Source organism: Streptomyces sp. NPDC001381 (assembly GCF_042895685.1).
GTDB lineage: Bacteria > Actinomycetota > Actinomycetes > Streptomycetales > Streptomycetaceae > Streptomyces.
This window is the reverse complement of sequence record NZ_JBIAWO010000001.1, coordinates 497,980-521,262: the sequence shown is the minus strand read 5'-3', so window position 1 is coordinate 521,262 and position 23,283 is coordinate 497,980. Positions and strand designations below refer to the sequence as shown.

The following is a 23,283-nucleotide window of genomic DNA, read 5'->3' as shown; positions in this document are numbered from 1 at the left end:
GGGGCATTCGGGGGTCTCCGTACGCCGACGCGGTCCCGACCGGGGCCCTCATCTGCGAGGACGGTCGGGACCGCGTCGATTCGGCCGTTACTGGCCAGTAGCATCTTGTGCGCGAGTTCACACGCTTGACCGGCGCCCGTATGGCGCAAGGATGCCGGCGGATGTCGCCCAGGTCACACGGCCTGCGAGGCGGCGAGGGCGTCTCCCGGCCGCGGATCGGCGGACCGCTGCTCCACGGCCATCTGGTAGAGGCGTCCGGCGCGGTACGAGGACCTGACCAGCGGTCCGGACATCACCCCGGAGAAACCGATCTGCTCGGCCTCCTCCTTCAGCTCCACGAACTCCTGCGGCTTCACCCAGCGCTCCACGGGGTGGTGGCGCACGGAGGGGCGCAGGTACTGGGTGATGGTGATCAGCTCGCAGCCGGCCTCGTGCAGCTGCTTCAGCGCCTCGCTGACCTCCTCGCGGGTCTCGCCCATGCCGAGGATCAGATTGGACTTGGTGACCAGGCCGTGGTCGCGGGCGTCGGTGATCACCTTGAGCGAGCGCTCGTAGCGGAAGCCGGGGCGGATCCGCTTGAAGATGCGGGGGACCGTCTCCACGTTGTGCGCGAAGACCTCGGGGCGGGAGGCGAAGACCTCCGCCAGCAGTTCGGGGACCGCGTTGAAGTCGGGGGCGAGCAGCTCGACCTTGGTGCGGCCGGCCGCGCGGGAGGCGGTCTGCTCGTGGATCTGGCGGACCGTCTCGGCGTACAGCCAGGCGCCGCCGTCCTCGAGGTCGTCGCGGGCGACACCGGTGATGGTGGCGTAGTTCAGGTCCATGGTGACCACGGACTCACCGACCCGGCGCGGCTCGTCGCGGTCCAGCGCCTCGGGCTTGCCGGTGTCGATCTGGCAGAAGTCGCAGCGCCGGGTGCACTGGTCGCCGCCGATGAGGAAGGTCGCCTCGCGGTCCTCCCAGCACTCGTAGATGTTGGGGCAGCCGGCCTCCTGGCACACGGTGTGCAGTCCCTCGCTCTTCACGAGCTTCTGCATCGCGGTGTACTCGGGACCCATTTTCGCCCGCGTCTTGATCCACTCGGGCTTGCGCTCGATGGGGGTCTGGCTGTTGCGGACCTCCAGGCGCAGCATCTTGCGTCCGTCGGGTGAGACTGCGGACACGACCGGCTCCCTAGCGATTGATTCTTCGGCGTCGTCAAGCGTACGCCCGTTGATTTGAAACCCGGCGCGGGTGTGGGCCTCGCCCGGGGGCTGCGTCCCCCGGGCCCCGCTCGGGCCCCGGCGGGGCCTCGTCCTCACACGCCGGACGGGCTGAGCGGGGCCGGTGTCTCCTCGACGGGGCGCGGCTTGAGCTCGGCGTTCCCCAGTACGTCCGCCAGGTGGCGCTCGGCGACCGGCAGCACCTCGTCGATGGTGACCTCGCGGCCCAGCTCGTACGCCAGGGAGGTGACGCCGGCGTCCCGGATGCCACAGGGGATGATCTTGTCGAAGTTGGACGTGTCCGGGTTCACGTTCAGGGCGAAGCCGTGCATGGTCACGCCCTTGGCGACCCGCACGCCCATGGCGCAGATCTTGCGGTCCTCGCGGCGCTGGCCGGCGTTGGAGGGGGCGTACTCGGGGCCGTTGAGGCGGGGGTCGAACTCCTCGTCGGTCAGCCGGGGGTCGAAGTCCAGGGAGAGTCCGCCCAGGGCGGGGCGCTGGTCCACCGGGTCGCCCAGGACCCAGACTCCGGCCCGGCCCTCCACCCGGCTGGTCGCGACGCCGAACTCCGCGCAGACGCGGATCATCGCCTCCTCCAGGCGGCGCAGGTGCGCGACCACGTCCACGGGGCGCGGGAGCTTCTGTATCGGGTAGCCGACCAGCTGGCCGGGGCCGTGCCAGGTGATCTTGCCGCCGCGGTCCACGTCGACGACCGGGGTGCCGTCGAGGGGGCGTTCGTCGTCGGCCGTGCGCCGGCCGGCCGTGTAGACCGGCGGGTGTTCCAGGAGGAGCACGGTGTCGGGGACCTCGTCGGCGAACCGGGCCGCGTGCACCCGGCGTTGCTCGTCCCAGGCCTCCTGGTACTCCACGGCCCCGGCACCGAAACCCATACGGACGAACCGCAACTCACTCACGGCAAGCGCCTCCCTGGAAGGTCGTAAGGCACGAAACGCGCCCAAGCCACTGTACGTCCGCGCTCTCCGCGTCAGCCGCACGGCCAATCCTCACACGATCGGATGAATGAAGGTCGAGATGTGCGACCGGCTGCTTACGCTCCGCTACATTCGCGCCGTTCACGAGGCATCAGGCCTGATCACAGCCCTCAGGGCACTTCATCCGGGCACGTCGGAGGCCCGGGAGGCAGGAGACCCAACCGCAGATGACGGAACGACCCGCGCAGCGCACGCCCAACCGCCAGCTCGCCGCGCTCATCGCAGAAGCGGGCTTCTCCAACGCGGGTCTGGCCCGACGCGTCGATCAGCTGGGCCTCGAGCACGGGCTGGACCTCAGATACGACAAGACCTCCGTCACCCGGTGGCTGCGCGGGCAGCAGCCCCGGGGCACCACCCCCGCCCTCATCGCCGAGGTCTTCACCCGCCGCCTCGGCCGCCGGCTGACCGCCCAGGACCTCGGCCTGGACGCCTGTGCCCCGGTCTACGCGGGACTGGAGTTCGCCGGGACCCCCGAGGAGGCCATCGACATCGTCGGAGGGCTGTGGCGCAAGGACTCCGGCAGCCACGCCGAGCTGCGCAAGATCGCCTTCACCCCGGCGGGGCTCGTCGTCCCGAGCCGGGACTGGCTGATCGGGCGGCCCGACGAGAAGGTCGCCCGCGGCGAGCCGGCTCCCCGGGTGCCGGTCCAGGGCCGGCCGGCGCCCAGGGCGACGGGTCCGAAGCCCGCGCCCGCGGCACCGGCCGCCGTCCCGCGCCAGCGCGGCCAGGGCAGTGAGCGCGGTCCCGGCCAGCGGGTCAGCGGCGGCGACATCTCCGCCCTGCGCTCGGTCGGGGAGCTCTTCCGCACCCTCGACAACATGTACGGCGGCGGCCACGCGCGCCAGGCGCTCGTGCGCTATCTCGAACACGAGTGTGAGCCCATGCTGCGGGGCGTCTACGGCGAGCAGACCGGCCGCCGCCTGTTCGGCGCCGCCGCCGACCTCACCCGGCTCGCGGGCTGGACCTCCTTCGACATCGCCGCGCACGGCCTCGCCCAGCGCTACTTCGTCCAGGCCCTGCGCCTCGCCCAGGCGGCCGGGGACCGGGCGTACGGCTCCTTCGTCCTGGTCACCATGAGCCGCCAGGCCGTCTACCTCGGCCACGGCCGCGAGGCCGTACAGCTCGCCCGGGTGGCCCAGCAGGGCGTCGGCGGCGGCGCCCCGCCCGTCGTCCAGGCGCTGCTGCACGCGGCCGAGGCGCGCGGGCACGGCGTGCTCGGCGAGGTCCGGGCCTGCACGGCCGCCCTGGTGCGGGCCGAGCGCGCCCTGGAGGCGGCCAGGGGCGGGGACGAGGTGCCGTACTGGGCGCGGTTCTTCGACGAGGGGCAGCTGGCCGACGAGTTCGGGCACTGCCACCGCGACCTCCAGCAGTTCCGGGCCGCCGCCCAGCACGCCGAACGCTCCCTCCAGCTGCGCCCCGCCGCCTACGCCCGCAGCCGGCTGTTCTGCCGGGTCGTCCTCGCCTCCGCCCGTCTGGGCCTCGGCGAACTCGACCAGGCCTGCCAGCTGGCCGCCGAGGCGGCCGGACAGGCGGCGGAGATGCGGTCGGTCCGGGCGGTGGAGTACGTCAGGGACTTCGAGCGGCGGCTGGAGCCGTACAAGGACGCGGCGCCGGTGCGGACGTACCGGGACAAGGTCGCCGCGTTCGGATAGGGGACCCGGTGGCTCCCACCGCCCGTGGGACCCGCGCGGCCCGGTCGTCGCCGGTCGCGCGGGCCCCGCGGCCCTCGGGGGCGGTTCAGGCCGCCTCCGCCGCGGGCTCCGGGTCCGCCCGGTGCATCGAGCCCGCCGCTCCCAGGTCCGCCACGATCGCCGCGGCGGCCCGGTGCGCCGAGTGCAGGGCGCCCTGGACGGTGCTGGTGTCCCGGTGGTCCCCGCACACGTACAGGCCCGCCAGGAGCCGCACCGCGCGCCGCAGGTCGTGCGGCGGACGCATCGCGGGGACGGCCTCGGCGGTGTGGTGGACGGCGAGGGTCTCCCAGCGCGCGGTCGAGGTGCCGTAGAGCCGGGCGAGGTGCATCCGCACGGCGGTGTCGACGCCGTCGGGCGGGGGGCCCAGGACCGTGGAGGAGATCAGGGCCCGGCCCTCGGGCGCGCGGGACGGGTCCACGGAGCTGACCACCGTCGTGTGCGCGACCGGACCGCCCCGGTCGGCGTCGAGCAGGAGGGACCCGCCGGTCGCCGGGGGCTCGTCCGTCGTGTGGTGGACGACCGTCACCGGGTGGAAGTCGGGCACGCGCAGGCCGGGCAGCAGCTCGGCTGCGGTACGGGCGTCGGTGGCCACCAGGACGGCGCGGCAGCGGAACTCGCCGTGCTCGGCGGTGGTCACCGAGGTCGTGGACACCGAGGTGACCCGCACCCCGGTGTGCACGGTGCCCGGCGGCAGCGTCCGCGCGAGCAGCTCCGGCAGCACCTCGGCGCCCCCCTCCGGCACGCACAGCCGGCCCGCCGCGAACGCGCGCAGCGCGAGGTCCGCGCACCGGCTGGAGGTGGTGAGGTCCGGGTCGCAGAGCAGGGCGGCGAGCAGCGGACGCAGGAAGCCGTCGATCGTGCGGGCGGGCAGCCCGCGCGCCGCCAGCGCCTCGGCGGCCGCCGACTCCGGGCGGCGCAGCAGCCGTTCGGTGGAGGTGGCCGCGATCCGGGTGAGCGCGGCGCTCAGCCGGGCCTGGTCCACGGCCGTCCCCAGCGGGGCGCCGGGCCGGACCCGGGGCGGCGGCACCGCCTGCCCCGGCGCGCCCGCCCGGCCCCCGGGCAGGGACATGCTCCGGCCCCCGGACAGCGGCACCGCCCGGGCGGCGCCCGTGCGCGGCCGGGGCAGCGCACCCGGCCGTGGGGCGCTCGCCAGGGCGCGTACGGCATGGAGTGCGCCCCGTGCGCTCCCCGCGCCCGCCTGCGCGCCGGCGCGGTGATGGCGCCCGTCGCTGTGCAGCAGGACGCCGGGGGCGAAGGGGCGCAGCACCAGCGTGTCCAGCCCCGGGGTCAGGGCCAGTTCGGGGTACGCCGTGGACAGCAACTGCCCGATGCGGTCGAGCCGGAAGCCGTCGACCTTCTCGGTCGACATGCGGCCGCCCGGGTAGGGGGCGGCCTCCAGGACTGCGGTCGTTATTCCTGCGCTGGTCAGCCGATGTGCGGCGGAGAGTCCGGCGATTCCGGCTCCCACGACGACGACGTCTGCCTGGTACGCGGGCTCAAGCACGTGCCCCTCCTCGAGGTTTGCGCGGCCGGTGGAGACGTCATGCCCCCAACTGGCGTCCGGGATACCCGAGTTCGGATCGAGGGTAGGGCCGTGATCGGTCAGGGGCAGTCGCGCATGGGCAGGGCACGGTCGCACGGCGGTCGCATTCGGTCGCCGAGGGTGAGCACACCTGGTCGCACACCGCCGTACGGGCCCACCCACCCCGCACTCCCGCCGCACCCGTGGCATCGCGCACACCGCACACACGGCGTCTCCCCCGCCCCAGGCCCGCCTCTCGCCGCCCAGGACCACCTCTGCACGCACGACTTCCCAGGCCCACGAATCCGTCTGCGCGGACCGCCCCCCCCGCTTCACGGACCGCCCCCCCCCGCTTCACGGACCGCGCCCCCCGCTTCACGGACCGCGCCCCCCGCTTCACGGACTGCGGCTCCTCGTCTCACGTACCGCGTCTTCCCGCACGGCGTCTCGCGCCCACGGGTCTGTCTGCGCGGACCGCGTCCCCCACCGCGCACGCAGGGTCCCGCGTGCCACGGATCCCCTCCAGCGCGTCGCGGACCGGGCCTGCGCGCCTCAGGGCCGCGCGGACCGGGCCTGCGCGCCCCAGGGCCGCGCGGACCGCGCCTGCGCGCCCCAGGGCCGCATCTGTACGCACGGCGGCTCGCACCCCACGGAGCGCGGCCCACGCCCCACGCGACCTCGCCCCACCCCCACGCGACCTCGCCCCACCCCCACGCGACCACGTCCCACGCGACCTCGCCCCACCCCCACGCGACCGCGTCCCACGCGACCGCGTCTCACGCCGCGCGGATCGCGTCCTCGATGCCGGGGAACGCGAAGGTGAACCCGGACTCCAGCAGCCGCTTCGGCACCACCCGCGCACTGCCCAGCACGTCCCGGGCCATCTCGCCCAGTACCGTCCGCAGCACCGGCGCCGGGACCGCGAACAGCGTCGGCCGGCGCAGCACCCGCCCCATCGCCTCCGTGATCTCACGGTTCGTCAGCGGCTCGGGCGCGGTCAGGTTGAAGGGCCCCGACAGGTCGTCACGGTCCATCAGATGCCGGATCGCCGCGACCTCGTCGTGCAGCGCGATGTAGGACCAGTACTGCCGTCCGTCGCCCATCCGCCCCCCGAGGCCCGCCAGGAAGAGCGGGAACAGCCGCCCCCAGGCCCCGCCGCCGCGCGCCACGACCAGACCCGTCCGGGTGAACACCGTCCGGACGCCGGCGTCCCGGGCCGGCGAGGCGGCCGCCTCCCACTCCACGCACAGCTCCGGCAGGAAGCCGGTACCGGCGGGCGCGCTCTCGTCCACGACCCGTTCGCCGGTCTCGCCGTAGATGCCCATGGCGCTGCCGTTGACGAACACCCGCGGCGGCTCGTCGAGCGAGGCGACCGCCTTCGCCAGACCGGCCGTGGCATGCACCCGGCTGTCGTGGATCCGCTTCTTGTACGCGTCCGTCCACCGCCGGTCCCCGACCCCCGCGCCCGCCAGGTTGACCACGGCGTCGCACCCCGCGAGCCCCGCCGCGTCCACCCGCCCGCGCTCCGGATCCCACCGCACCTCGTCCGCGCCCCCGGGCGCACGGCGCACCAGCCGGACCACCTCGTGCCCGTCGGCGGTCAGGGACCGCACCAGGGCGCTGCCGATGAGACCGGACGCACCGGCCACCGCGATTCGCGCACGTTCCTGTTCCATGCGCACATCCTGCCCGGTGCGGGCACAAAACCCCGGTCGGGACGGCGGCCGCGCGCCTTAGGGTGGCGCCCATGCCCGAGCCCTCCGCACTCCGTATCCGCGCCGCCCGGTCCGCCGACGACGGGGCGCTCGCCCTGATCGACCGGCGCACGTGGTCGCATCTGCACGCCGTGATGCCCGAGCCGGGGCCCGACGAGCCCTTCTTCGACGAACGCCATCTCCCCGAGGACCATCTGGTCGCCGAACTCGCCGGCCGCGTCGTGGGATACATCCGCCTCGGCCGCCCCACCCCGGTCGCCGCCAACGCGCACGTCCTGCAGATACAGGGCCTCGCCGTCGCCGACGAGGCGCGCGGCGAGGGAGCCGGACGGGCGCTGCTCCGGGCGGCCGTGGAGGAGGCGCGCGGACGCGGCGCCCGCCGCCTCACGCTGCGCGTCCTCGGCCACAACACCCCCGCCCGCAAGCTCTACGAGTCCGAGGGGTTCGTGGTGGAGGGGATCCTGCCGGAGGAGATGCTGCTCGGCGGGGAGTACGTGGACGACGTCCTCATGGGGCGCCGCCTGTGAGGCTCAGGAACCGGTGAGCTCGCCCGTGTCCACCGGCGCCGTCGCCTTCGCCGCCCGCGAGGCGTCGTCGGCCACCTCGGCCGCCGTCAGCACGTAGCCGGTCTCGTCGTCGGAGGTGGAGCGGGCGAAGACGACGCCGAACACCTCGCCGTCGGTGGTCAGCAGCGGGCCGCCGGAGTTGCCGGGGCGGACGGTGGAGCGGATCGAGTAGATCTCGCGGGTGACCGTCGAGTCGTTGTAGATGTTGCGCCCGGTCGCCTTCACCCGGTTCGCGACCGTGGCCGCCTGGAGGTCGAGGTCGCCGTCCTGCGGATAGCCCGCCACGACCGCCTCGTCGCCCCGCTCCGCGGTGTCGTCGAAGCGCAGCACGGGGGCGCGCAGCCGGGGGACGTACAGCACGGCCACGTCCTTGTCCGGGTCGAAGAGCACCACCTGGGCGTCGTACGAGGACCCCACCCCGCCGACGCGCACGCTCGGGTGGTCGATGCCGGCCACCACGTGCGCGTTGGTCATCACGTGCTCGCGCGCGTACACGAACCCGCTGCCCTCGCGGCCCTGGTCGCCCGAGGATCCCTCGATCTTCACCGTGCTCAGCTTGGCCGCGTTGGTCGCCCGCGCCGTGACGCTGTCGCCGCTGGGCTTGGCGACCCGGGCCGCCGACTCGTTCTCGAACGGGTTGAAGACCTGCGGGAAGCCCGCCGCGGTCAGCGCGGAGGTGGCGTTGGAGAACCACGCCGGGGTGGTCTCCGGCATCGCGTCCTGCACCGCTCCCAGCAGCTTGGAGTCCCGGATCGAGGAGGTCACCAGCGGCGAGGAGGACGCGCCCAGCACGCTCGCCGCCACCCACGCCACGATCAGCACCGCCACCGCGTTCGCCGCCGCGCCGCCGATCCCGTCGGCCACCCTGAGCGGCCCCCGGTCCAGCTCGCGCCGCAGCCGCAGCGCGAGGCGCCCCGCCAGCTCGTGCCCGAACGCCGCCGGGACCAGGACCGTGAACACCGCGGTCAGCGTCGCGGCCGTGGTCCCCGGTGTCACGAGGTTCATCACCCACGGCAGCGCCCACACACCGATCACCGCGCCGCCCACGAACCCGGCCAGCGAGACACCGCCGGCCACCAGTCCGCGCCGGTAACCGGAACCGGCGTAGGCCAGGATCGCCAGCACCAGCAGGATGTCGAGCAGGTCCACGGAGCCGCCTTTCTCTTGGACCCTTCAGTACGTGGGGGACGGGCCCAGTGATCAGCCGCACGCACGCGTGCCCGAACGCAATCGGCCACGTGTGCGTACACCGAGAGAAACGCCGCGGACCGGGACGATGGTTCCACCAGGTGGCACACCCCACGTCGCGGGCGGAGCGGAACCGGCCGACAGTGGGTCCATGTGTGCCCTCCGACCGGTGCCCCGCGGGACCCGGGGAACGCGAGGACGGCGGCGCCCGCGCATACCGGGCCCGCTCCTCGTCCTCCTGGGCTGCCTGCCCGGGCTCGCCGCCGTCGCCGCCCTGGTGCTGTGCGCGGGCGGCGTCGACCGCGCCGCCTCGGCCCACCTGGCCGCCCGCGCCGGCCGTCCCACCCCGGCCCGCACGATGACCGGCGCGTACACCGCGCCCCGGCCGCACATCGTGCCCCGCTCGGCCTGGCTCGACGCGCGCAGCCGGCACGACCAGCCGCCGCCGCGCTACGACGACGAGGTCGTCGCCGTCTTCGTCCACCACACCGACTCGCCCAACGGCTACGCGTGCGCCGACGCGCCCCGCATCATCCGCTACCTGTACGCGGGCCAGACCGGCGTCCGTGACTGGGACGACATCGGCTACAACTTCCTCGTCGACCGTTGCGGGACCGTCTACGAGGGCCGCGCGGGCGGTGTCGACCGTCCCGTCACCGGCGCCCACACCCAGGGCTTCAACCACCGCACGGCCGGCATCGCGGCCATCGGCACGTTCACCGCCGGCGTGCCCGTGCCGCAGCCGATGGTCGACGCGATCGCCGCCCTGACGGCCTGGAAGCTCGGCCCGGCCGGCATCGACCCGCGCGACATGGTCCGCCTCACCTCGAGCAACAGCCTCAGCCGGTACGCCGCCGGAGTCACCACCACCCTGCCCGCCCTCGCCGGCCACAACGACGGCTACATGACGAGCTGTCCCGGCGCGGCCCTCACCGCCCGGCTGCCGGAGATCCGCGCGACGGCCGCCCGCCTCCAGGGCCGCACGGCCGCCACGGCGCCCTCGGGGACGCTCACAGGAACCCCTTAGGCGGGCTTCAGAGTTCTCCCATGCCCGGGGCCTACGGTCATGAGCAACAGGAACCGACCGGAGGTGGGGACGATGAACAGCAGCCACAGCGTGGGCGGCGGCGGTCACGGCTCGGAGCACGCGGCCGCCGGATGGACCAGGGCGGCCCGCGGTCCCTGGACGGTCCTCTGCGCCGTCGCCGCGGTCGTCCTCGGCCCGGCCGCGGTCACCGCGTCCGCCCTCGAACAGGCCAACAAGGCGCCGCTGCACCACGCGGTGCGCGCCGACCAGACGCAGGCGTACATCCCGGCGGACAGCACCCGCCGCAAGGCCGCGGTCTGAGGCCCGCGACGGCGGATCACTCCTTGAAGCGCGCCCACAGCCGGGGATAGCGCTCGGCGAGCGCCATCTCGTTCTCGAAGTCCACGGGCGTGCCCTCGGGTTCGGACGGAGCGGGCGGAACGCCCAGGTCCGGGGCGACGGTCCCGGTGAGCTGCTCGTAGGCCTCGTCGGCCGCGTAGCCGAGCTCCTCCCCGTCTCCGTCGATCTCCTCGTCGAACTCGTCCAGCAGATCGGCGAGCGCGTCCGGATCGTGCACCGCGCCCTCGAACGTCTCCCGGCCCTGCCCGATCAGCCAGCACCGGAAGAAGTCGAAGGCGTCGTCGCTGGCCCCGTCCAGCAGCACCCACGCGGCGCCCCACAGATCCCAGGTGTAGGCGCGGTTGTAGCGGGACTCGAAGTGCCGGGCGAAGTCGAGCACGGACTCCGGGTCCAGCCGGATCAGCCGCTCCACGAGCAGGTCGGCCTGCTCCTCGGGGTCGCCCTCGGCGGCCTCACGGGAGGCGTCCACCAGCTCCCAGAACTCCAACTCGTCCATCACGCGTCCAAGCATCGTGCCTGGAGGTGTGCGGCGCACCCGGAGTGCCGGTGATTGTCACAGGCGCCGGTACGACTCCGCCAGCCGTGCCGCGTCCTCGGCGAACCGCTGCCGCAGGGACGCGGGGGAGACCACCTCGGCCTCGGCGCCGAGCGCCGTGAGCTGGGTATGCGCCACGTCCTCCGACTCCACCCGCAGCGCGACCGTCACCCATCCCCGCCCGTCCGGCTCCCCCGCCGTCGCGAGCGCGTCCCGGGCGGCCACCGGATCCACGGCGTGCGGCAGCGCGCGCACCCCCGCCCGCGACAGCCTTACGACGACCTCGGACCGCAGGATCGCGCGCGCGAACCGCTCCGCCTGCGCGGCCCAGAACCCGGGCAGATCGAAGTCCTCGTCCCGGCAGAAACGATCTTTCAGATCCTCCACCCCGGCGAACCGGTCGATGCGGTACGTCCGGAAGACACCGCCCCCGCCCCCGTCACCGCGCACCCGCGCGCACAGGTACCAGACCCCCGCCTTCAGCACGAGTCCGTACGGCTCCAGCTCCCGCACCACCTCCCGCGGCGACTCCCCGTCACCGCCCCGCCGGTAGCGCGCCCGCACGCACCGGTCGTCCCACACCGCGCCCGCGACCACCGCCAGCGCCTCGGGAGTCCGCGGCTCCCTGAACCACGCGGGCGCGTCCAGGTGGAACCGCTGGGCCGCCGCGCGAGGGGCGTCCCGCAGCGAGGGCAGCAGCGCGGCGGACACCTTCAGCCGGGCGGCGAAGGCGGCGTCCTCCAGCCCCATCTCGCGCAGCGCCTCCGGCACCCCGCTCAGGAACAGCGCCTCGGCCTCGCCCCGGGCCAGCCCGGTCAGCCCCGTCCGGTACCCGCCGACCAGCCGGTACCCCCCGGCCCGCCCCCGCTCCGCGTACACCGGCACCCCGGCCTCCGACAGCGCCTGCGCGTCCCGCGTGACGGTCCGCTCGGACACCTCCAGCTCCCGGGCCAGCTCGGCGCCGGTCATGGCGGGGCGGGACTGCAGGAGCAGCACCATCTTGATCAGGCGGGCAGCGCGCATACGGTCATGATGCCGGGACCCACCGACAGGGAAGGGGGGTACGGCGACCGCCGTACCCCCCTTCCCCGAACCGTGACCTACAGGCCGTAGCGCTCGCGCGCCTCCTTCACCGCGCTCGCCTTGACCTCGCCGCGCCGGGCCAGCTGGGCCAGGGCCGCGACGACCACCGACTCCGCGTCGACGCCGAAGTGACGGCGGGCCGCCTCGCGGGTGTCGGAGAGGCCGAAGCCGTCCGCGCCCAGGGAGGACCAGTCCTGCTCGACCCACTGCGCGATCTGGTCGGGGACCTGGCGCATGTAGTCGGAGACCGCGAGCACCGGCCCCTCGGCGCCCTGCAGCGCCCGGCGGACGTACGGCACCCGCTCCTCGCCGCGCAGCAGGCCGGCGTCGGCCTCCAGCGCGTCCCGGCGCAGCTCGGTCCAGGAGGTCGCGGACCACACGTCGGCGGCCACGCCCCACTCCTCTGCGAGCATCTTCTGCGCCTTGAGGACCCAGTGGATCGCGGTGCCGGAGCCGAGCAGCTGGATGCGCGGGGCGTTGGCGACCGGGGACAGGCCGGCCGACTCCGCCGTGTTGAAGCGGTACAGGCCCTTGACGATGCCCTCGTCGACGCCGGGTCCCGCGGGCTTCGCGGGCTGCGGCAGCGGCTCGTTGTAGACCGTCAGGTAGTAGAAGACGTTCGGGTCCTCGTCCGGGGCGGCCTCGCCGTACATGCGGCGCAGACCGTCCTTGACGATCGCGGCGACCTCGTAGGCGAACGCCGGGTCGTAGGTGAGGGCCGCCGGGTTGGTCGCGGCGATGACCGGGGAGTGGCCGTCGGCGTGCTGCAGGCCCTCGCCCGTCAGGGTCGTACGGCCCGCCGTGGCGCCGACCAGGAAGCCGCGGCCGAGCTGGTCGCCGAGCTGCCACATCTGGTCGGCCGTGCGCTGCCAGCCGAACATCGAGTAGAAGATGTAGAACGGGATCATCGCCTCGCCGTGCGTCGCGTACGACGTCGAAGCGGCGATGAAGTCGGCCATCGAACCGGCCTCGGTGATCCCCTCGTTGAGGATCTGGCCGTTCTCGGCCTCCTTGTAGTACATCAGCTGGTCGCGGTCGACCGGCTCGTACGTCTGGCCCTTGGGCGAGTAGATGCCCAGCGACGGGAAGAGCGACTCCATGCCGAAGGTGCGCGCCTCGTCGGGGACGATCGGCACCCAGCGCTTCCCGGTCTCCTTGTCGCGGACCAGGTCCTTGACGAGACGGACGAAGGCCATGGTGGTGGCCACGTTCTGGGAGCCGGAGCCCTTGTCGAAGGAGGCGAACGCCTTCTCCGCGGGCGCGGGCAGCGGGGCCACCGGGTGCACGCGGCGGGCCGGGGCGGGACCGCCGAGGGCCGCGCGGCGCTCCTGGAGGTAGCGGACCTCGGGGGAGTCGGCGCCGGGGTGGCCGTAGGGGACCACTCCGTCGGTGAAGTCGCTGTCCTTGATGGGCAGTTCGAGCAGGTCGCGCATCGTCTTGAACTCGTCCACCGTGAGCTTCTTCATCTGGTGGTTGGCGTTCTTCGACGCGAAGCCCTCGCCGAGGGTGTGACCCTTGACGGTCTGGGCCAGGATGACGGTCGGCGCGCCCTTGAACTCGACGGCGGCCTTGTAGGCGGCGTACACCTTGCGCGCCTCGTGACCACCGCGGGAGAGGTGGAAACACTCCAGGATCTTGTCGTCGGACAGCAGCCGGGCCATCTCGACGAGGGCCGGGTCCTTGCCGAAGAAGTCCTGGCGGATGTAGGCGGCGTCGCGGGTCTGGTACGTCTGCACCTGGGCGTCCGGCACCTCGCGCAGGCGGCGTACGAGCGCGCCGGTGGTGTCGAGCCGGAACAGTTCGTCCCAGGCCGAGCCCCACAGCGTCTTGACGACGTTCCAGCCGGCGCCGCGGAACTGGGCCTCCAGCTCCTGCACGATCTTGAAGTTGGCGCGGACCGGGCCGTCGAGGCGCTGCAGGTTGCAGTTGATGACGAAGGTCAGGTTGTCCAGACCCTCGCGGGAGGCGAGCGCGAGCGCCGCCGTGGACTCGGGCTCGTCCATCTCGCCGTCGCCGAGGAAGGCCCAGACGTGGGAGGCGGAGACGTCCTTGATGCCGCGGTTGGTCAGGTAGCGGTTGAAGCGCGCCTGGTAGATCGCGGAGAGCGGGCCGAGGCCCATCGACACCGTCGGGAACTCCCACAGCCAGGGGAGGCGCCGCGGGTGCGGGTAGGAGGGCAGGCCGTCGCCGCCGGACTCGCGGCGGAAGTTGTCCAGGTGGGACTCGTTCAGCCGGCCGTCGAGGAAGGCGCGGGCGTAGATGCCGGGGGAGGCGTGGCCCTGGATGTAGAGCTGGTCGCCCGAGCCGTCGGCCTCCTTGCCCCTGAAGAAGTGGTTGAAGCCGGTCTCGTACAGCCAGGCCGCGGAGGCGAAGGTGGCGATGTGGCCGCCGACGCCGTACTTGGAGCCGCGGGTCACCATCGCGGCCGCGTTCCAGCGGTTCCACGCGGTGATCTTCCGCTCCATCTCCTCGTCACCGGGCACGCCCGGCTCGGCGGCGGTGGGGATGGTGTTGACGTAGTCGGTCTCGAGAAGCTTCGGCAGCGCGATGCCGCCCGCCTCCGCGCGCTCCAGCGTGCGGCGCATCAGGTACGCGGCACGGTGCGGGCCGGCCGCCTTGGCGACCGCGTCCAGCGAGGCCTGCCATTCGGCGGTCTCCTCCGGGTCGCGGTCCGGGAGCTGGTCGAGCTCGCTCGGCTGGATGGCGTTGGGGTCGGTCATGTCGCCGCCTTCCTCAGTCGAAGGGGGTTCCCTCATCGGTAAGGGTTCGGGGGTGCCCTTGGTCTTTGGCAGGACAGGGCGAGGACCTCGGTGGAGGTCCGTCGGCGACTGTAGCTCCCTGATCGATGATCGATCAAAGGGTTGAGGGGAAAAACCTCTCGATTCCGAGAAAGTCGGCACGGGGTGTCTTCCGGACAGGCACCCGGTGCCGCTTATGTCGGGCGTTCTCGCAGGTGAGGGCCCACGTATGAGCGTGGGTACGCTCCGCTGAACTACGCGCGCGGCGCGCAGCCGAGGACGTGCGCCTTCACCAGCTCGGCGATCCTCGGGTCCCGGCGCCGGAACGCCTGGACCAGCTCCTCGTGCTCCTCGGCGTACGACTGCTGCCGCGTCCCCAGCCAGCGGATCGACAGGGCGGTGAACACCTCGATGCCGAGGCCCTCCCAGGTGTGCAGCAGCACCGAGTTTCCGGCCGCCCGGACCAGTTCCCGGTGGAAGCCGACGGTGTGCCGCACCTGGGCGGTGCCGTCGGCGTTGCGGTCGGCCTCGTAGAGAGCGGCGACATGCGGCTCCAGGGCCGAGCAGTCCTCGGCCAGCCTCGCCGCCGCCAGCTCGGCCGCGATCGCCTCCAGACCGGCCCGGACCGGGTAGCTCTCCTCCAGATCGGCCGCGGTCAGATTCCGCACCCGTACGCCCTTGTTCGGCGCGGACTCGATCAACCGCAGCGACTCCAGCTCGCGCAGCGCCTCCCGCACCGGCGTCTGGCTGACCTCCAGCTCGGTGGCGATCCGCCGCTCCACGATCCGCTCGCCCGGCTTCCAGCGCCCGCTGACGATCCCCTCCACGATGTGCTCGCGGATCTGTTCGCGCAGCGAGTGGACGACGGGCGCGGTCATGAGTGCTCCTTAAGGAGGGGCCGCCCATCGGCCCCGGGGGCGTTCGACGTTTAGACAATACGGCCGCGAGTGCTTTCCCGAGGGGCGCGCGGGGGCGCTTTTACGCAGGTGAGACAAGGCGCACACCGCGGTGTGCGGCGCCACGGCCGGGCGCCCCGGGCGGTCGGAGCCGGCCCGCGCCGAACAGCGGCGCCCCGCCCGGGAAACCCGGGCGGGGCGCCGTACTGCCTGACGAGGGTGATCAGAGGCCGAGTTCGACCTCGAACTCGCCCGCCTCCAGGATCGCCTTGACCGCGGTCAGGTAACGGGCCGCGTCGGCGCCGTCGACCAGACGGTGGTCGTAGGACAGGGTCAGGTACGTCATGTCGCGGACGCCGATGACCGTGCCCTCCTCGGTCTCGATGACGGCCGGACGCTTGACCGTGGCACCGATGCCGAGGATCGCGACCTGGCCCGGCGGCACGATGATCGTGTCGAAGAGCGCGCCGCGCGAACCGGTGTTGGAGATGGTGAAGGTCGCGCCGGACAGCTCGTCCGGGGTGATCTTGTTGCCGCGGACCTTGCCGGCCAGGTCGGCCGTGGCCTTGGCGATACCGGCGATGTTGAGGTCGCCGGCGCCCTTGATGACCGGGGTCATCAGGCCCTTCTCCGAGTCCACCGCGATACCGACGTTCTCGGTGTCGAAGTAGGTGATCGTGCCCTCGGCCTCGTTGATCTTGGCGTTGATGACCGGGTGGGCCTTCAGCGCCTGGGCCGCCGCCTTCACGAAGAACGGCATCGGGGAGAGCTTGACGCCCTCACGGGCCGCGAAGGAGTCCTTCGCCTTGGCGCGCAGCTTCATCAGCCGCGTGACGTCGACCTCGACGACCGAGGACAGCTGGGCCTGCTCGTGCAGCGCCTTGACCATGTTGTCGCCGATGACCTTGCGGATGCGGGGCATCTTCACGGTCTGGCCGCGGAGGGGGGAGGCCTCCAGGGCCGGTGCCTTCTTCGCGGCGGCCGGAGCGGCGGCGGCCGGGACGGCGGCGGCCTTCGCGGCCTCGGCGGCGGCGATGACGTCCTGCTTGCGGATACGGCCGCCGACGCCGGTGCCCTTGACGGAGCCCAGGTCGACACCGTTCTCGGCGGCGAGCTTGCGCACCAGCGGGGTGACGTAGGCACCCTCGTCGGTGGGCTGGGCGGCGGGCGCGGCCGGAGCCGGGGCGACCGGAGCCGGAGCGGCCGGCGCGGGGGCCGGGGCGGCCGGAGCCGGAGCGGCGGCGGCCGGGGCGGGCGCCGGGGCCGGGGCTGCCGGAGCCGGAGCCGGGGTGGGCGCCGGAGCGGCCGGGGCGGCCGGAGCAGCGGCGGCGGGGGCCGGGGCGGCGGGGGCCGGAGCGGCGGCCGGAGCCGCGCCCGGGGCACCGATGACGGCGAGCTTGGCGCCGACCTCGGCGGTCTCGTCCTCAGCGACGGTGATCTCCAGCAGCACGCCCGAGGTGGGCGCGGGGATCTCGGTGTCGACCTTGTCGGTGGAGACCTCGAGCAGCGGCTCGTCGGCCTCGACGGAGTCGCCGACCGACTTCAGCCAGCGGGTGACGGTGCCCTCGGTGACGGACTCGCCGAGCGCGGGCAGGACCACGTCCGTGCCCTCGGCGGAGCCGGCGCCGGTGGCGGCCTCGGCGGTGGGCGCCGGGGCGGGAGCGGCCTGCTCGGTGGAGGGCTGGGCGGCCGGGGCCGGCTCGGGAGCCGGCGGGGCGACCTCTTCGGCGGCCGGGGCCGGGGCGGCGGCCGGGGCGCCGGTGCCGTCGTCGATGATCGCCAGCTCGGCGCCCACCTCGACGGTCTCGTCCTCGGCGACCTTGATGGAGGCCAGGATGCCCGCGGCAGGCGCGGGGATCTCGGTGTCGACCTTGTCGGTGGAGACCTCGAGCAGCGGCTCGTCGGCCTCGACGCGCTCACCCTCGGCCTTCAGCCAGCGGGTGACAGTGCCCTCGGTGACGCTCTCGCCGAGCGCCGGAAGGGTTACGGAAACCGCCATGGTTTCGGTTGCTCCTTACGAGTTGCGGAAGTCTGTGTCGTCGCTTCGTCGACCGAGGGTCAGTCGTGCGAGTGCAGCGGCTTGCCCGCCAGGGCCAGGTGGGCCTCGCCGAGCGCCTCGTTCTGCGTCGGGTGGGCGTGGACGAGCTGGGCGACCTCGGCCGGCAGCGCTTCCCAGTTGTAGATCAGCTGGGCCTCGCCGACCTGCTCGCCCATGCGGTCGCCGACCATGTGGACGCCGACCACGGCACCGTCCTTGACCTGGACGAGCTTGATCTCGCCCGAGGTGTTCAGGATCTTGCTCTTGCCGTTGCCCGCCAGGTTGTACTTCAGAGCGACGACCTTGTCCGCGCCGTAGATCTCCTTGGCCTTGGCCTCGGTGATACCCACGGAGGCGACCTCGGGGTGGCAGTACGTCACCCGAGGGACACCGTCGTAGTCGATCGGGACGGTCTTCAGACCGGCCAGGCGCTCCGCCACCAGGATGCCCTCGGCGAAGCCGACGTGCGCGAGCTGGAGGGTCGGGACCAGGTCACCGACGGCGGAGATGGTGGGGACGTTCGTCCGCATGTACTCGTCGACCAGGACGTAGCCGCGGTCCATCGCGACGCCCTGCTCCTCGTAGCCGAGACCGGCGGAGACGGGCCCGCGGCCCACCGCGACCAGCAGGATCTCGGCCTCGAACTCCTTGCCGTCGGCCAGGGTGACCTTGACGCCGTCGGCGGTGTACTCGGCCTTCTGGAAGAAGGTGCCGAGGTTGAACTTGATGCCGCGCTTGCGGAAGGCGCGCTCGAGCAGCTTCGAGGAGTTCTCGTCCTCGACCGGGACGAGGTGCTTCAGGCCCTCGATGACCGTGACGTCCGCGCCGAAGGACTTCCACGCCGAGGCGAACTCGACGCCGATGACACCGCCGCCGAGGATGATCGCGGACTTCGGCACGCGGTCCAGGACGAGGGCGTGGTCGGAGGAGATGATCCGGTCGCCGTCGATCTCCAGGCCCGGCAGCGACTTCGGCACGGAGCCGGTCGCGAGGAGCACGTGCCGCCCTTCGACCCGGCGGCCGCCGACGTCGACGGAGGTCGGGGAGGACAGCCGGCCCTCACCCTCGATGTACGTCACCTTGCGGGAGGCGACGAGCCCCTGCAGGCCCTTGTACAGGCCGGAGATCACGCCGTCCTTGTACTTGTGGACCCCGGCGATGTCGATGCCCTCGAAGGTGGCCTTGACGCCGAACTGCGCGCTCTCGCGGGCCTGGTCGGCGATCTCGCCCGCGTGCAACAGGGCCTTGGTGGGGATGCAACCCCGGTGCAGGCAGGTGCCGCCGACCTTGTCCTTCTCGATCAGGGCGACGTCCAGGCCCAGCTGCGCCCCGCGCAGGGCCGCGGCGTAACCGCCACTACCACCGCCGAGGATCACTAGGTCGAAAACGGTGCTGGCGTCGTTCGCCACGTCACGTCCTCCATGCATGTGCGCCGTGCGCCGGTCGTCGCTGACCGCCGGCGGCTGATGTCCGGCCGCTCTTCTTCGGCCCTGTGGTGGGGGCCCTGTCCTGCCGACGCCCATCCTCGCACTTGTCGGAGGCCGACGAGACACGGGGCACCTATGTGAGACGCCCCACGCTCGCTTGTGAGGGGCGGCGGGAAAGTCCCCTCAGGGGCGCGGGGAACTGCGCGACCTGCCACACCCGGCCCGCACCCGCCGTACGGCGGACGCACCCGAGTGATCAGGCGCACAGTCCCCGCTGCCTGAAACGGAACGTCAGCCCAGGTCACCCGCGGCGGTCAGCTCCGCGAGCCGCACCAGGGTCCGCACGGCCGTCCCGGTGCCGCCCTTCGGCGTGTACCCGAAGGGACCCCCCTCGTTGAACGCCGGCCCGGCGATGTCCAGGTGCGCCCAGGTGATCCCCTCGCCCACGAACTCGCGCAGGAACAGACCGGCGACCAGTCCGCCGCCCATCCGCTCGCCCATGTTCGCGATGTCGGCGGTGGCGGAGTCCATGCCCTTGCGCAGGTGCTCCGGCAGCGGCATCGGCCACGCCGGCTCGCCGACCTCCTCGGCGGCCTCGTACACCGCCGTGCGGAACGCGTCGTCGTTGGCCATGATCCCGAACGTCCGGCTGCCCAGCGCCAGCATCATCGCGCCGGTCAGCGTCGCCACGTCGACGATCGCGTCCGGCTTCTCCTGGGACGCCGCCCACAGCGCGTCGGCGAGGACCAGCCGGCCCTCCGCGTCGGTGTTCAGCACCTCCACGGTCTTGCCGCTGTACATGCGCAGCACGTCACCCGGGCGGGTGGCGGTGCCCGACGGCATGTTCTCGGCGAGCGCCAGCCAGCCGGTGACGTTGACCTGGAGCCCCAGCCGCGCGGCGGCGACCACGGCGGCGAAGACCGCCGCCGCGCCGCTCATGTCGCACTTCATCGTCTCGTTGTGGCCGGCCGGCTTCAGCGAGATGCCGCCCGAGTCGTAGGTGATGCCCTTGCCGACGAAGGCGAGGTGCTTGTCCGCCTTCGAGGAGGTGTACGACAGCTTGACCAGGCGCGGGGCCGCAGCGGAGCCGCCGCCGACGCCCAGGATGCCGCCGTAGCCGCCCTTGGCCAGGGCCTTCTCGTCGAGCACCTGCACCTTGATGCCGTGCTCCTTGGCCGCGGTCTGCGCCAGGGCGGCGAACGTCTCCGGGTTGAGGTCGTTCGGCGGCATGTTGATCAGGTCACGGGCCCGGTTGAGCTCCTCGCCCACGGCGGCGGCACGGGCGAGCGCGGCCTTGTGGGCGGCGTCGCGCGGCTTCCCGCCGAGCAGGACGGCCTCGGCGAGCGGCGCCTTGGCGTTCTTGGCCTTGGCGTCGCCGCCGTTCTGCTTGTACGCGTCGAAGGAGTAGGCGCCCAGCACCACGCCCTCGGCGACCGCGCCGACGTCGCCGGCGTCCGTGAGGGGCAGGGCGAAGGCGGCCTTGCGGGACCCGGTGAGGGTGCGGGCGGCCACGCCGGCCGCCCTGCGGAGCGCCTCGGAGTCGAAGGACGCGTCCTTCTCGGGCTCCGCGCCCAGCCCCACCGCGAGCACGAGGGGTGCCTTGAAGCCGGCCGGGGCGGGCAGCTTCGTCACCTCGCCCTCGGCGCCGGTGGCACCGAGGGTTTCCAGCACGCCGGCGAGGCGGCCCTCGTAGGCCTTGTCGACGGGCTCGGCGCCCGGGGCAACGATCAGGGCCCCGGACCGGGAGGCAGTGCCCTTGGCGACACCGATCACGATCGCGTCGGCCCGGAGGCCGGGCGCCGCGGCGGTGCTGAGAGTGAGAGCAGTCACGGTGGTGAAATCTCGCTTCCGATGTGAAGTTGCTGTGGCCGGAATGTGTGGGTCGACCGGGCCCGGCAGCAGACCCTAGACCGTGCCGTCGGAGTCCCGACGGCACGGTCCGGTCCCGCCGGAGGAGCGGTCGCATCCGGGGTCGGTCCCACCGGCGCGGCGAACCGGCGTGACGAACCCCGCAACGAGCGTACGCGTGCCTGCGCATTCGCTCATGCACGCGAGCGTTCACCTGTCGGTGGCGTCGTAGCCACTTCTGGATCCTCGCACTCCATGACCTGAGTCACACTCGTCGGGTTCCGGCGAGGAGATCACTTCGCCGCTTCGCATGATTTCCACGGATTCCCCGCCGCATCGGCACAGCCATGTCCCGCGCGCGGAGATCCATTTCTGGGGGAGGACACACCATGGCGCACCGTGCGCGCATGTGGAGAACCGCCAAAAACGCCGCCGCTTTCCTGGCGGCCACGGGGCTGACGGCGCTGAGTCTGGGGGCGGCACCCGGCGCCGCCGCGGCCGGGGAGCCGCGGATCGACCTGAGGGTCCTGGTCGTGGACAACGGCGACAGCCCGGTCCAGGCGATCACCGCCCAGCTCAAGAGCACCGGCATCCCGTACACCGTCGTCGACCTCAACTCCGCGAGCCGGCCGACGATCACCGCGGCCTTCCTGGCCGACACCGTGAACGGGACGCCGAGGGCCAGGTTCCAGGGCGTCGTGCTGCCCAACGAGGCACCGTTCGGGGAGGGTTCGGCCGAGCAGACCGCGCTGGAGGCGTACGAGAAGACGTACGGCATCCCGCAGGTCGACGCCTACACGTGGGCGCACCCGGAGGTCGGCCTGGACCACGCGTCCTACGCCGGCTCCCTCGACGGGCAGCAGGCGTCCGTCAGCGCGGCCGGCCGGACCGGCTGGTTCGGCTACCTCGACGGCGGCCTCACCTTCGAGGACAACTCACCGGCGATCGGCGAGAGTTACGGCTACCTGGCGGCGCCCCGCGCGGGCTACACCAGCTACGTCGACGCGCCCCTGCCCGGTGGCGGCGGCACCGGCAGCCTGATCGGCGAGTACGCCCACGACGGACGCCGTGAGCTGGTCGTGACGTTCGCCTACAACCAGTACCAGCAGCAGTTCCGGCTGCTGGCCCGGGGCATCGTCGAGTGGCTCACCCAGGGCATCCACCTGGGCCAGGCCCGCAACTACTTCGCGGTCCACGTCGACGACGTCTTCGCACCCGACGCCCGCTGGGACGCCGAGCGCAACTGCACGCCCGGCGACATCGACTGCGTGGGCGGCGGGGACGACGACGGCACGCCCATCCGGATGACGGAGGCCGACGCGGCCTACGCCGCCCAGTGGCAGCAGGAACACGGCTTCACCATGGACATGGTGTACAACGCCGGCGCCGGGGAGGAGTGGAAGACCGAGAACGGCGGCACCGACCCCATGGCCGACCGGCTCCTCGCCGACAAGGCCATGTACCGCTGGATCAACCACACCTACACGCACCCGTTCCTCGGCTGCGTCCAGGACACCTCCACCGTGCCGTGGAGCTGCGCCGAGAACGCCGACGGCTCGACCCAGTACATGAGCCGCGCCGACATCTCCGCGCAGATCCGCGACAACAACGACTGGGCCGCCGCCAAGGGGCTGCCGATCGACCGCACCGAACTGGTCACCGGCGAGCACTCGGGCCTGAAGACGCTGCCGCAGCAGCCCGAGGACAACCCCAACCTGGGCGGCGCCCTCTCCGACAACGGCGTCAAGTGGATCGCCTCGGACAACTCGCGCGAGCCCGAGCAGCGGGCGGTGGGCCGGGCGCTGACCGTGCCGCGCTACCCGATGAACGTGTACTACAACACGGGCACCAAGGCCGAGATGGCCGACGAGTACAACTGGATCTACACCTCCCAGGCCGACGGCGGCAGCGGCATCTGCGAGAACAACGCGGCCTCCACCTGCCTGGCCGAGCCGCTGGACCCGGCCACCGGCTACGACGACCACATCGTCCCGCAGGAGGCCCGCACCGACCTGGGGCACGCCATCAGCAACGACCCGCGGCCGCACTACGCGCACCAGTCCAACCTGGCCGAGGACCGTCTGCTGTACCCGGTCATGGAGAAGGTGCTGACCGACTACAAGGCGCTGTTCGCCGACAACACCCCCCTGCAGAACCTCCGCCAGAGCGCCATCGGCACCGAACTCCAGCGCCGCGCCGCCTGGCAGGCCGCCGTCGCCGCCAACAAGGTGACCGCCTACCGCATCGGCACGACCGTGACGATCACCGCGCCGAACGGCACCCAGATCCCGGTCACCGCGCCGGAGGGCACGAAGAAGCAGCAGCTCATCGGCAGCTCCGTCTTCGGCACGCCGTACGCCGGCAGCCGCTCGGACTGGACCACGCCGACCGGCCTGCAGACCTCGGTCACGCTCAGGCTGCCGTAGACACCGGCGCCCCACGAGGGGCACAGCCCGGG

Annotated in this window: 17 protein-coding genes; 5 read left to right on the top strand and 12 right to left on the bottom strand. The window is 73.0% G+C overall.

Features of this window, described 5'->3' with window-relative positions:
* Positions 1–173: 173 nt before the first annotated feature.
* Together lipA and lipB are read right to left on the bottom strand one after the other, a co-directional pair.
* Complete coding sequence (gene lipA / locus ACFY2L_RS02355; protein WP_390655742.1) at positions 174–1,160, bottom strand: lipoyl synthase; 987 nt, start codon at positions 1,158–1,160, stop codon at positions 174–176.
* 134 nt (positions 1,161–1,294) lie between these two features.
* Positions 1,295–2,113 (bottom strand): lipoyl(octanoyl) transferase LipB, encoded by an 819-nt coding sequence (gene lipB, locus ACFY2L_RS02350; RefSeq protein ID WP_390655743.1) that lies wholly within the window; start codon positions 2,111–2,113, stop codon positions 1,295–1,297.
* 245 nt (positions 2,114–2,358) lie between these two features.
* Between lipB and ACFY2L_RS02345 the strand changes: the two genes are divergently transcribed.
* Entirely contained in the window at positions 2,359–3,843 is a 1,485-nt protein-coding gene (locus ACFY2L_RS02345) for a regulator (protein ID WP_390655744.1), read from the top strand.
* A gap of 85 nt (positions 3,844–3,928) precedes the next feature.
* Here the strand turns inward: ACFY2L_RS02345 and ACFY2L_RS02340 are convergent, their stop codons facing one another.
* Positions 3,929–5,386 (bottom strand): NAD(P)/FAD-dependent oxidoreductase, encoded by a 1,458-nt coding sequence (locus ACFY2L_RS02340; RefSeq protein WP_390821275.1) that lies wholly within the window; start codon positions 5,384–5,386, stop codon positions 3,929–3,931.
* A gap of 794 nt (positions 5,387–6,180) precedes the next feature.
* A complete protein-coding gene (locus tag ACFY2L_RS02335) occupies positions 6,181–7,080 on the bottom strand; it encodes a TIGR01777 family oxidoreductase (RefSeq protein ID WP_390655746.1) in 900 nt (299 codons plus the stop codon).
* Between the two features lie 71 nt (positions 7,081–7,151).
* On the opposite strand from ACFY2L_RS02335, the gene ACFY2L_RS02330 reads away from it, so the two are divergent.
* On the top strand, positions 7,152–7,646 hold the full coding sequence (locus ACFY2L_RS02330; protein WP_390655747.1) for a GNAT family N-acetyltransferase: 495 nt from the start codon (positions 7,152–7,154) through the stop codon (positions 7,644–7,646).
* A gap of 3 nt (positions 7,647–7,649) precedes the next feature.
* Here the strand turns inward: ACFY2L_RS02330 and ACFY2L_RS02325 are convergent, their stop codons facing one another.
* Entirely contained in the window at positions 7,650–8,834 is a 1,185-nt protein-coding gene (locus tag ACFY2L_RS02325; RefSeq protein ID WP_390655748.1) for a MarP family serine protease, read from the bottom strand.
* 190 nt (positions 8,835–9,024) lie between these two features.
* Here ACFY2L_RS02325 and ACFY2L_RS02320 point away from each other — a divergent pair, with 190 nt between their 5' ends.
* A complete protein-coding gene (locus ACFY2L_RS02320) occupies positions 9,025–9,900 on the top strand; it encodes a peptidoglycan recognition protein (protein ID WP_390821274.1) in 876 nt (291 codons plus the stop codon).
* A gap of 72 nt (positions 9,901–9,972) precedes the next feature.
* Complete coding sequence (locus ACFY2L_RS02315; RefSeq protein ID WP_390655750.1) at positions 9,973–10,221, top strand: hypothetical protein; 249 nt, start codon at positions 9,973–9,975, stop codon at positions 10,219–10,221.
* A 16-nt stretch (positions 10,222–10,237) separates the two neighbouring features.
* Here ACFY2L_RS02315 and ACFY2L_RS02310 read toward each other — a convergent pair whose 3' ends face one another.
* The 7 genes from ACFY2L_RS02310 to ACFY2L_RS02280 form a co-directional block, all read right to left on the bottom strand.
* Complete coding sequence (locus ACFY2L_RS02310; RefSeq protein WP_390656189.1) at positions 10,238–10,756, bottom strand: DUF4240 domain-containing protein; 519 nt, start codon at positions 10,754–10,756, stop codon at positions 10,238–10,240.
* A gap of 57 nt (positions 10,757–10,813) precedes the next feature.
* Positions 10,814–11,818: a helix-turn-helix transcriptional regulator gene (locus tag ACFY2L_RS02305; RefSeq protein WP_390821273.1), complete on the bottom strand. Its 1,005-nt coding sequence runs from the start codon at positions 11,816–11,818 to the stop codon at positions 10,814–10,816.
* A 77-nt stretch (positions 11,819–11,895) separates the two neighbouring features.
* On the bottom strand, positions 11,896–14,598 hold the full coding sequence (aceE, locus tag ACFY2L_RS02300) for a pyruvate dehydrogenase (acetyl-transferring), homodimeric type (RefSeq protein ID WP_390655752.1): 2,703 nt from the start codon (positions 14,596–14,598) through the stop codon (positions 11,896–11,898).
* Positions 14,599–14,870: 272 nt separating this feature from the next.
* Positions 14,871–15,494, bottom strand: a complete 624-nt coding sequence (locus ACFY2L_RS02295; protein ID WP_390655753.1) for a GntR family transcriptional regulator — start codon at positions 15,492–15,494, stop codon at positions 14,871–14,873.
* Between the two features lie 241 nt (positions 15,495–15,735).
* Positions 15,736–17,511, bottom strand: coding sequence for a 2-oxoglutarate dehydrogenase, E2 component, dihydrolipoamide succinyltransferase (gene sucB, locus ACFY2L_RS02290; RefSeq protein WP_390655754.1), 1,776 nt, complete (start codon positions 17,509–17,511; stop codon positions 15,736–15,738).
* Positions 17,512–17,570: 59 nt separating this feature from the next.
* Positions 17,571–18,959 carry a dihydrolipoyl dehydrogenase gene (gene lpdA, locus ACFY2L_RS02285; RefSeq protein ID WP_390655755.1) on the bottom strand — a complete coding sequence of 463 codons (1,389 nt, stop codon included), beginning with the start codon at positions 18,957–18,959 and terminating at the stop codon, positions 17,571–17,573.
* 309 nt (positions 18,960–19,268) lie between these two features.
* Entirely contained in the window at positions 19,269–20,807 is a 1,539-nt protein-coding gene (locus tag ACFY2L_RS02280; RefSeq protein WP_390655756.1) for a leucyl aminopeptidase, read from the bottom strand.
* Positions 20,808–21,232: 425 nt separating this feature from the next.
* Between ACFY2L_RS02280 and ACFY2L_RS02275 the strand changes: the two genes are divergently transcribed.
* Positions 21,233–23,251 carry a hypothetical protein gene (locus ACFY2L_RS02275; RefSeq protein WP_390655757.1) on the top strand — a complete coding sequence of 673 codons (2,019 nt, stop codon included), beginning with the start codon at positions 21,233–21,235 and terminating at the stop codon, positions 23,249–23,251.
* Positions 23,252–23,283: the final 32 nt, after the last annotated feature.

What these genes read in the sequence shown, in the direction of transcription:
- ACFY2L_RS02330 (WP_390655747.1), top strand. Translation starts at nt 7,152, where the DNA reads ATGCCCGAGCCCTCCGCACTCCGTATCCGCGCCGCCCGGTCCGCCGAC.
- ACFY2L_RS02315 (WP_390655750.1), top strand. Translation starts at nt 9,973, where the DNA reads ATGAACAGCAGCCACAGCGTGGGCGGCGGCGGTCACGGCTCGGAGCAC.
- ACFY2L_RS02305 (WP_390821273.1), bottom strand. Translation starts at nt 11,818, where the DNA reads ATGCGCGCTGCCCGCCTGATCAAGATGGTGCTGCTCCTGCAGTCCCGC.
- ACFY2L_RS02310 (WP_390656189.1), bottom strand. Translation starts at nt 10,756, where the DNA reads ATGGACGAGTTGGAGTTCTGGGAGCTGGTGGACGCCTCCCGTGAGGCC.
- ACFY2L_RS02345 (WP_390655744.1), top strand. Translation starts at nt 2,359, where the DNA reads ATGACGGAACGACCCGCGCAGCGCACGCCCAACCGCCAGCTCGCCGCG.
- ACFY2L_RS02320 (WP_390821274.1), top strand. Translation starts at nt 9,025, where the DNA reads ATGTGTGCCCTCCGACCGGTGCCCCGCGGGACCCGGGGAACGCGAGGA.
- ACFY2L_RS02295 (WP_390655753.1), bottom strand. Translation starts at nt 15,494, where the DNA reads ATGACCGCGCCCGTCGTCCACTCGCTGCGCGAACAGATCCGCGAGCAC.
- aceE (WP_390655752.1), bottom strand. Translation starts at nt 14,598, where the DNA reads ATGACCGACCCCAACGCCATCCAGCCGAGCGAGCTCGACCAGCTCCCG.
- ACFY2L_RS02275 (WP_390655757.1), top strand. Translation starts at nt 21,233, where the DNA reads ATGTGGAGAACCGCCAAAAACGCCGCCGCTTTCCTGGCGGCCACGGGG.
- ACFY2L_RS02335 (WP_390655746.1), bottom strand. Translation starts at nt 7,080, where the DNA reads ATGGAACAGGAACGTGCGCGAATCGCGGTGGCCGGTGCGTCCGGTCTC.
- sucB (WP_390655754.1), bottom strand. Translation starts at nt 17,511, where the DNA reads ATGGCGGTTTCCGTAACCCTTCCGGCGCTCGGCGAGAGCGTCACCGAG.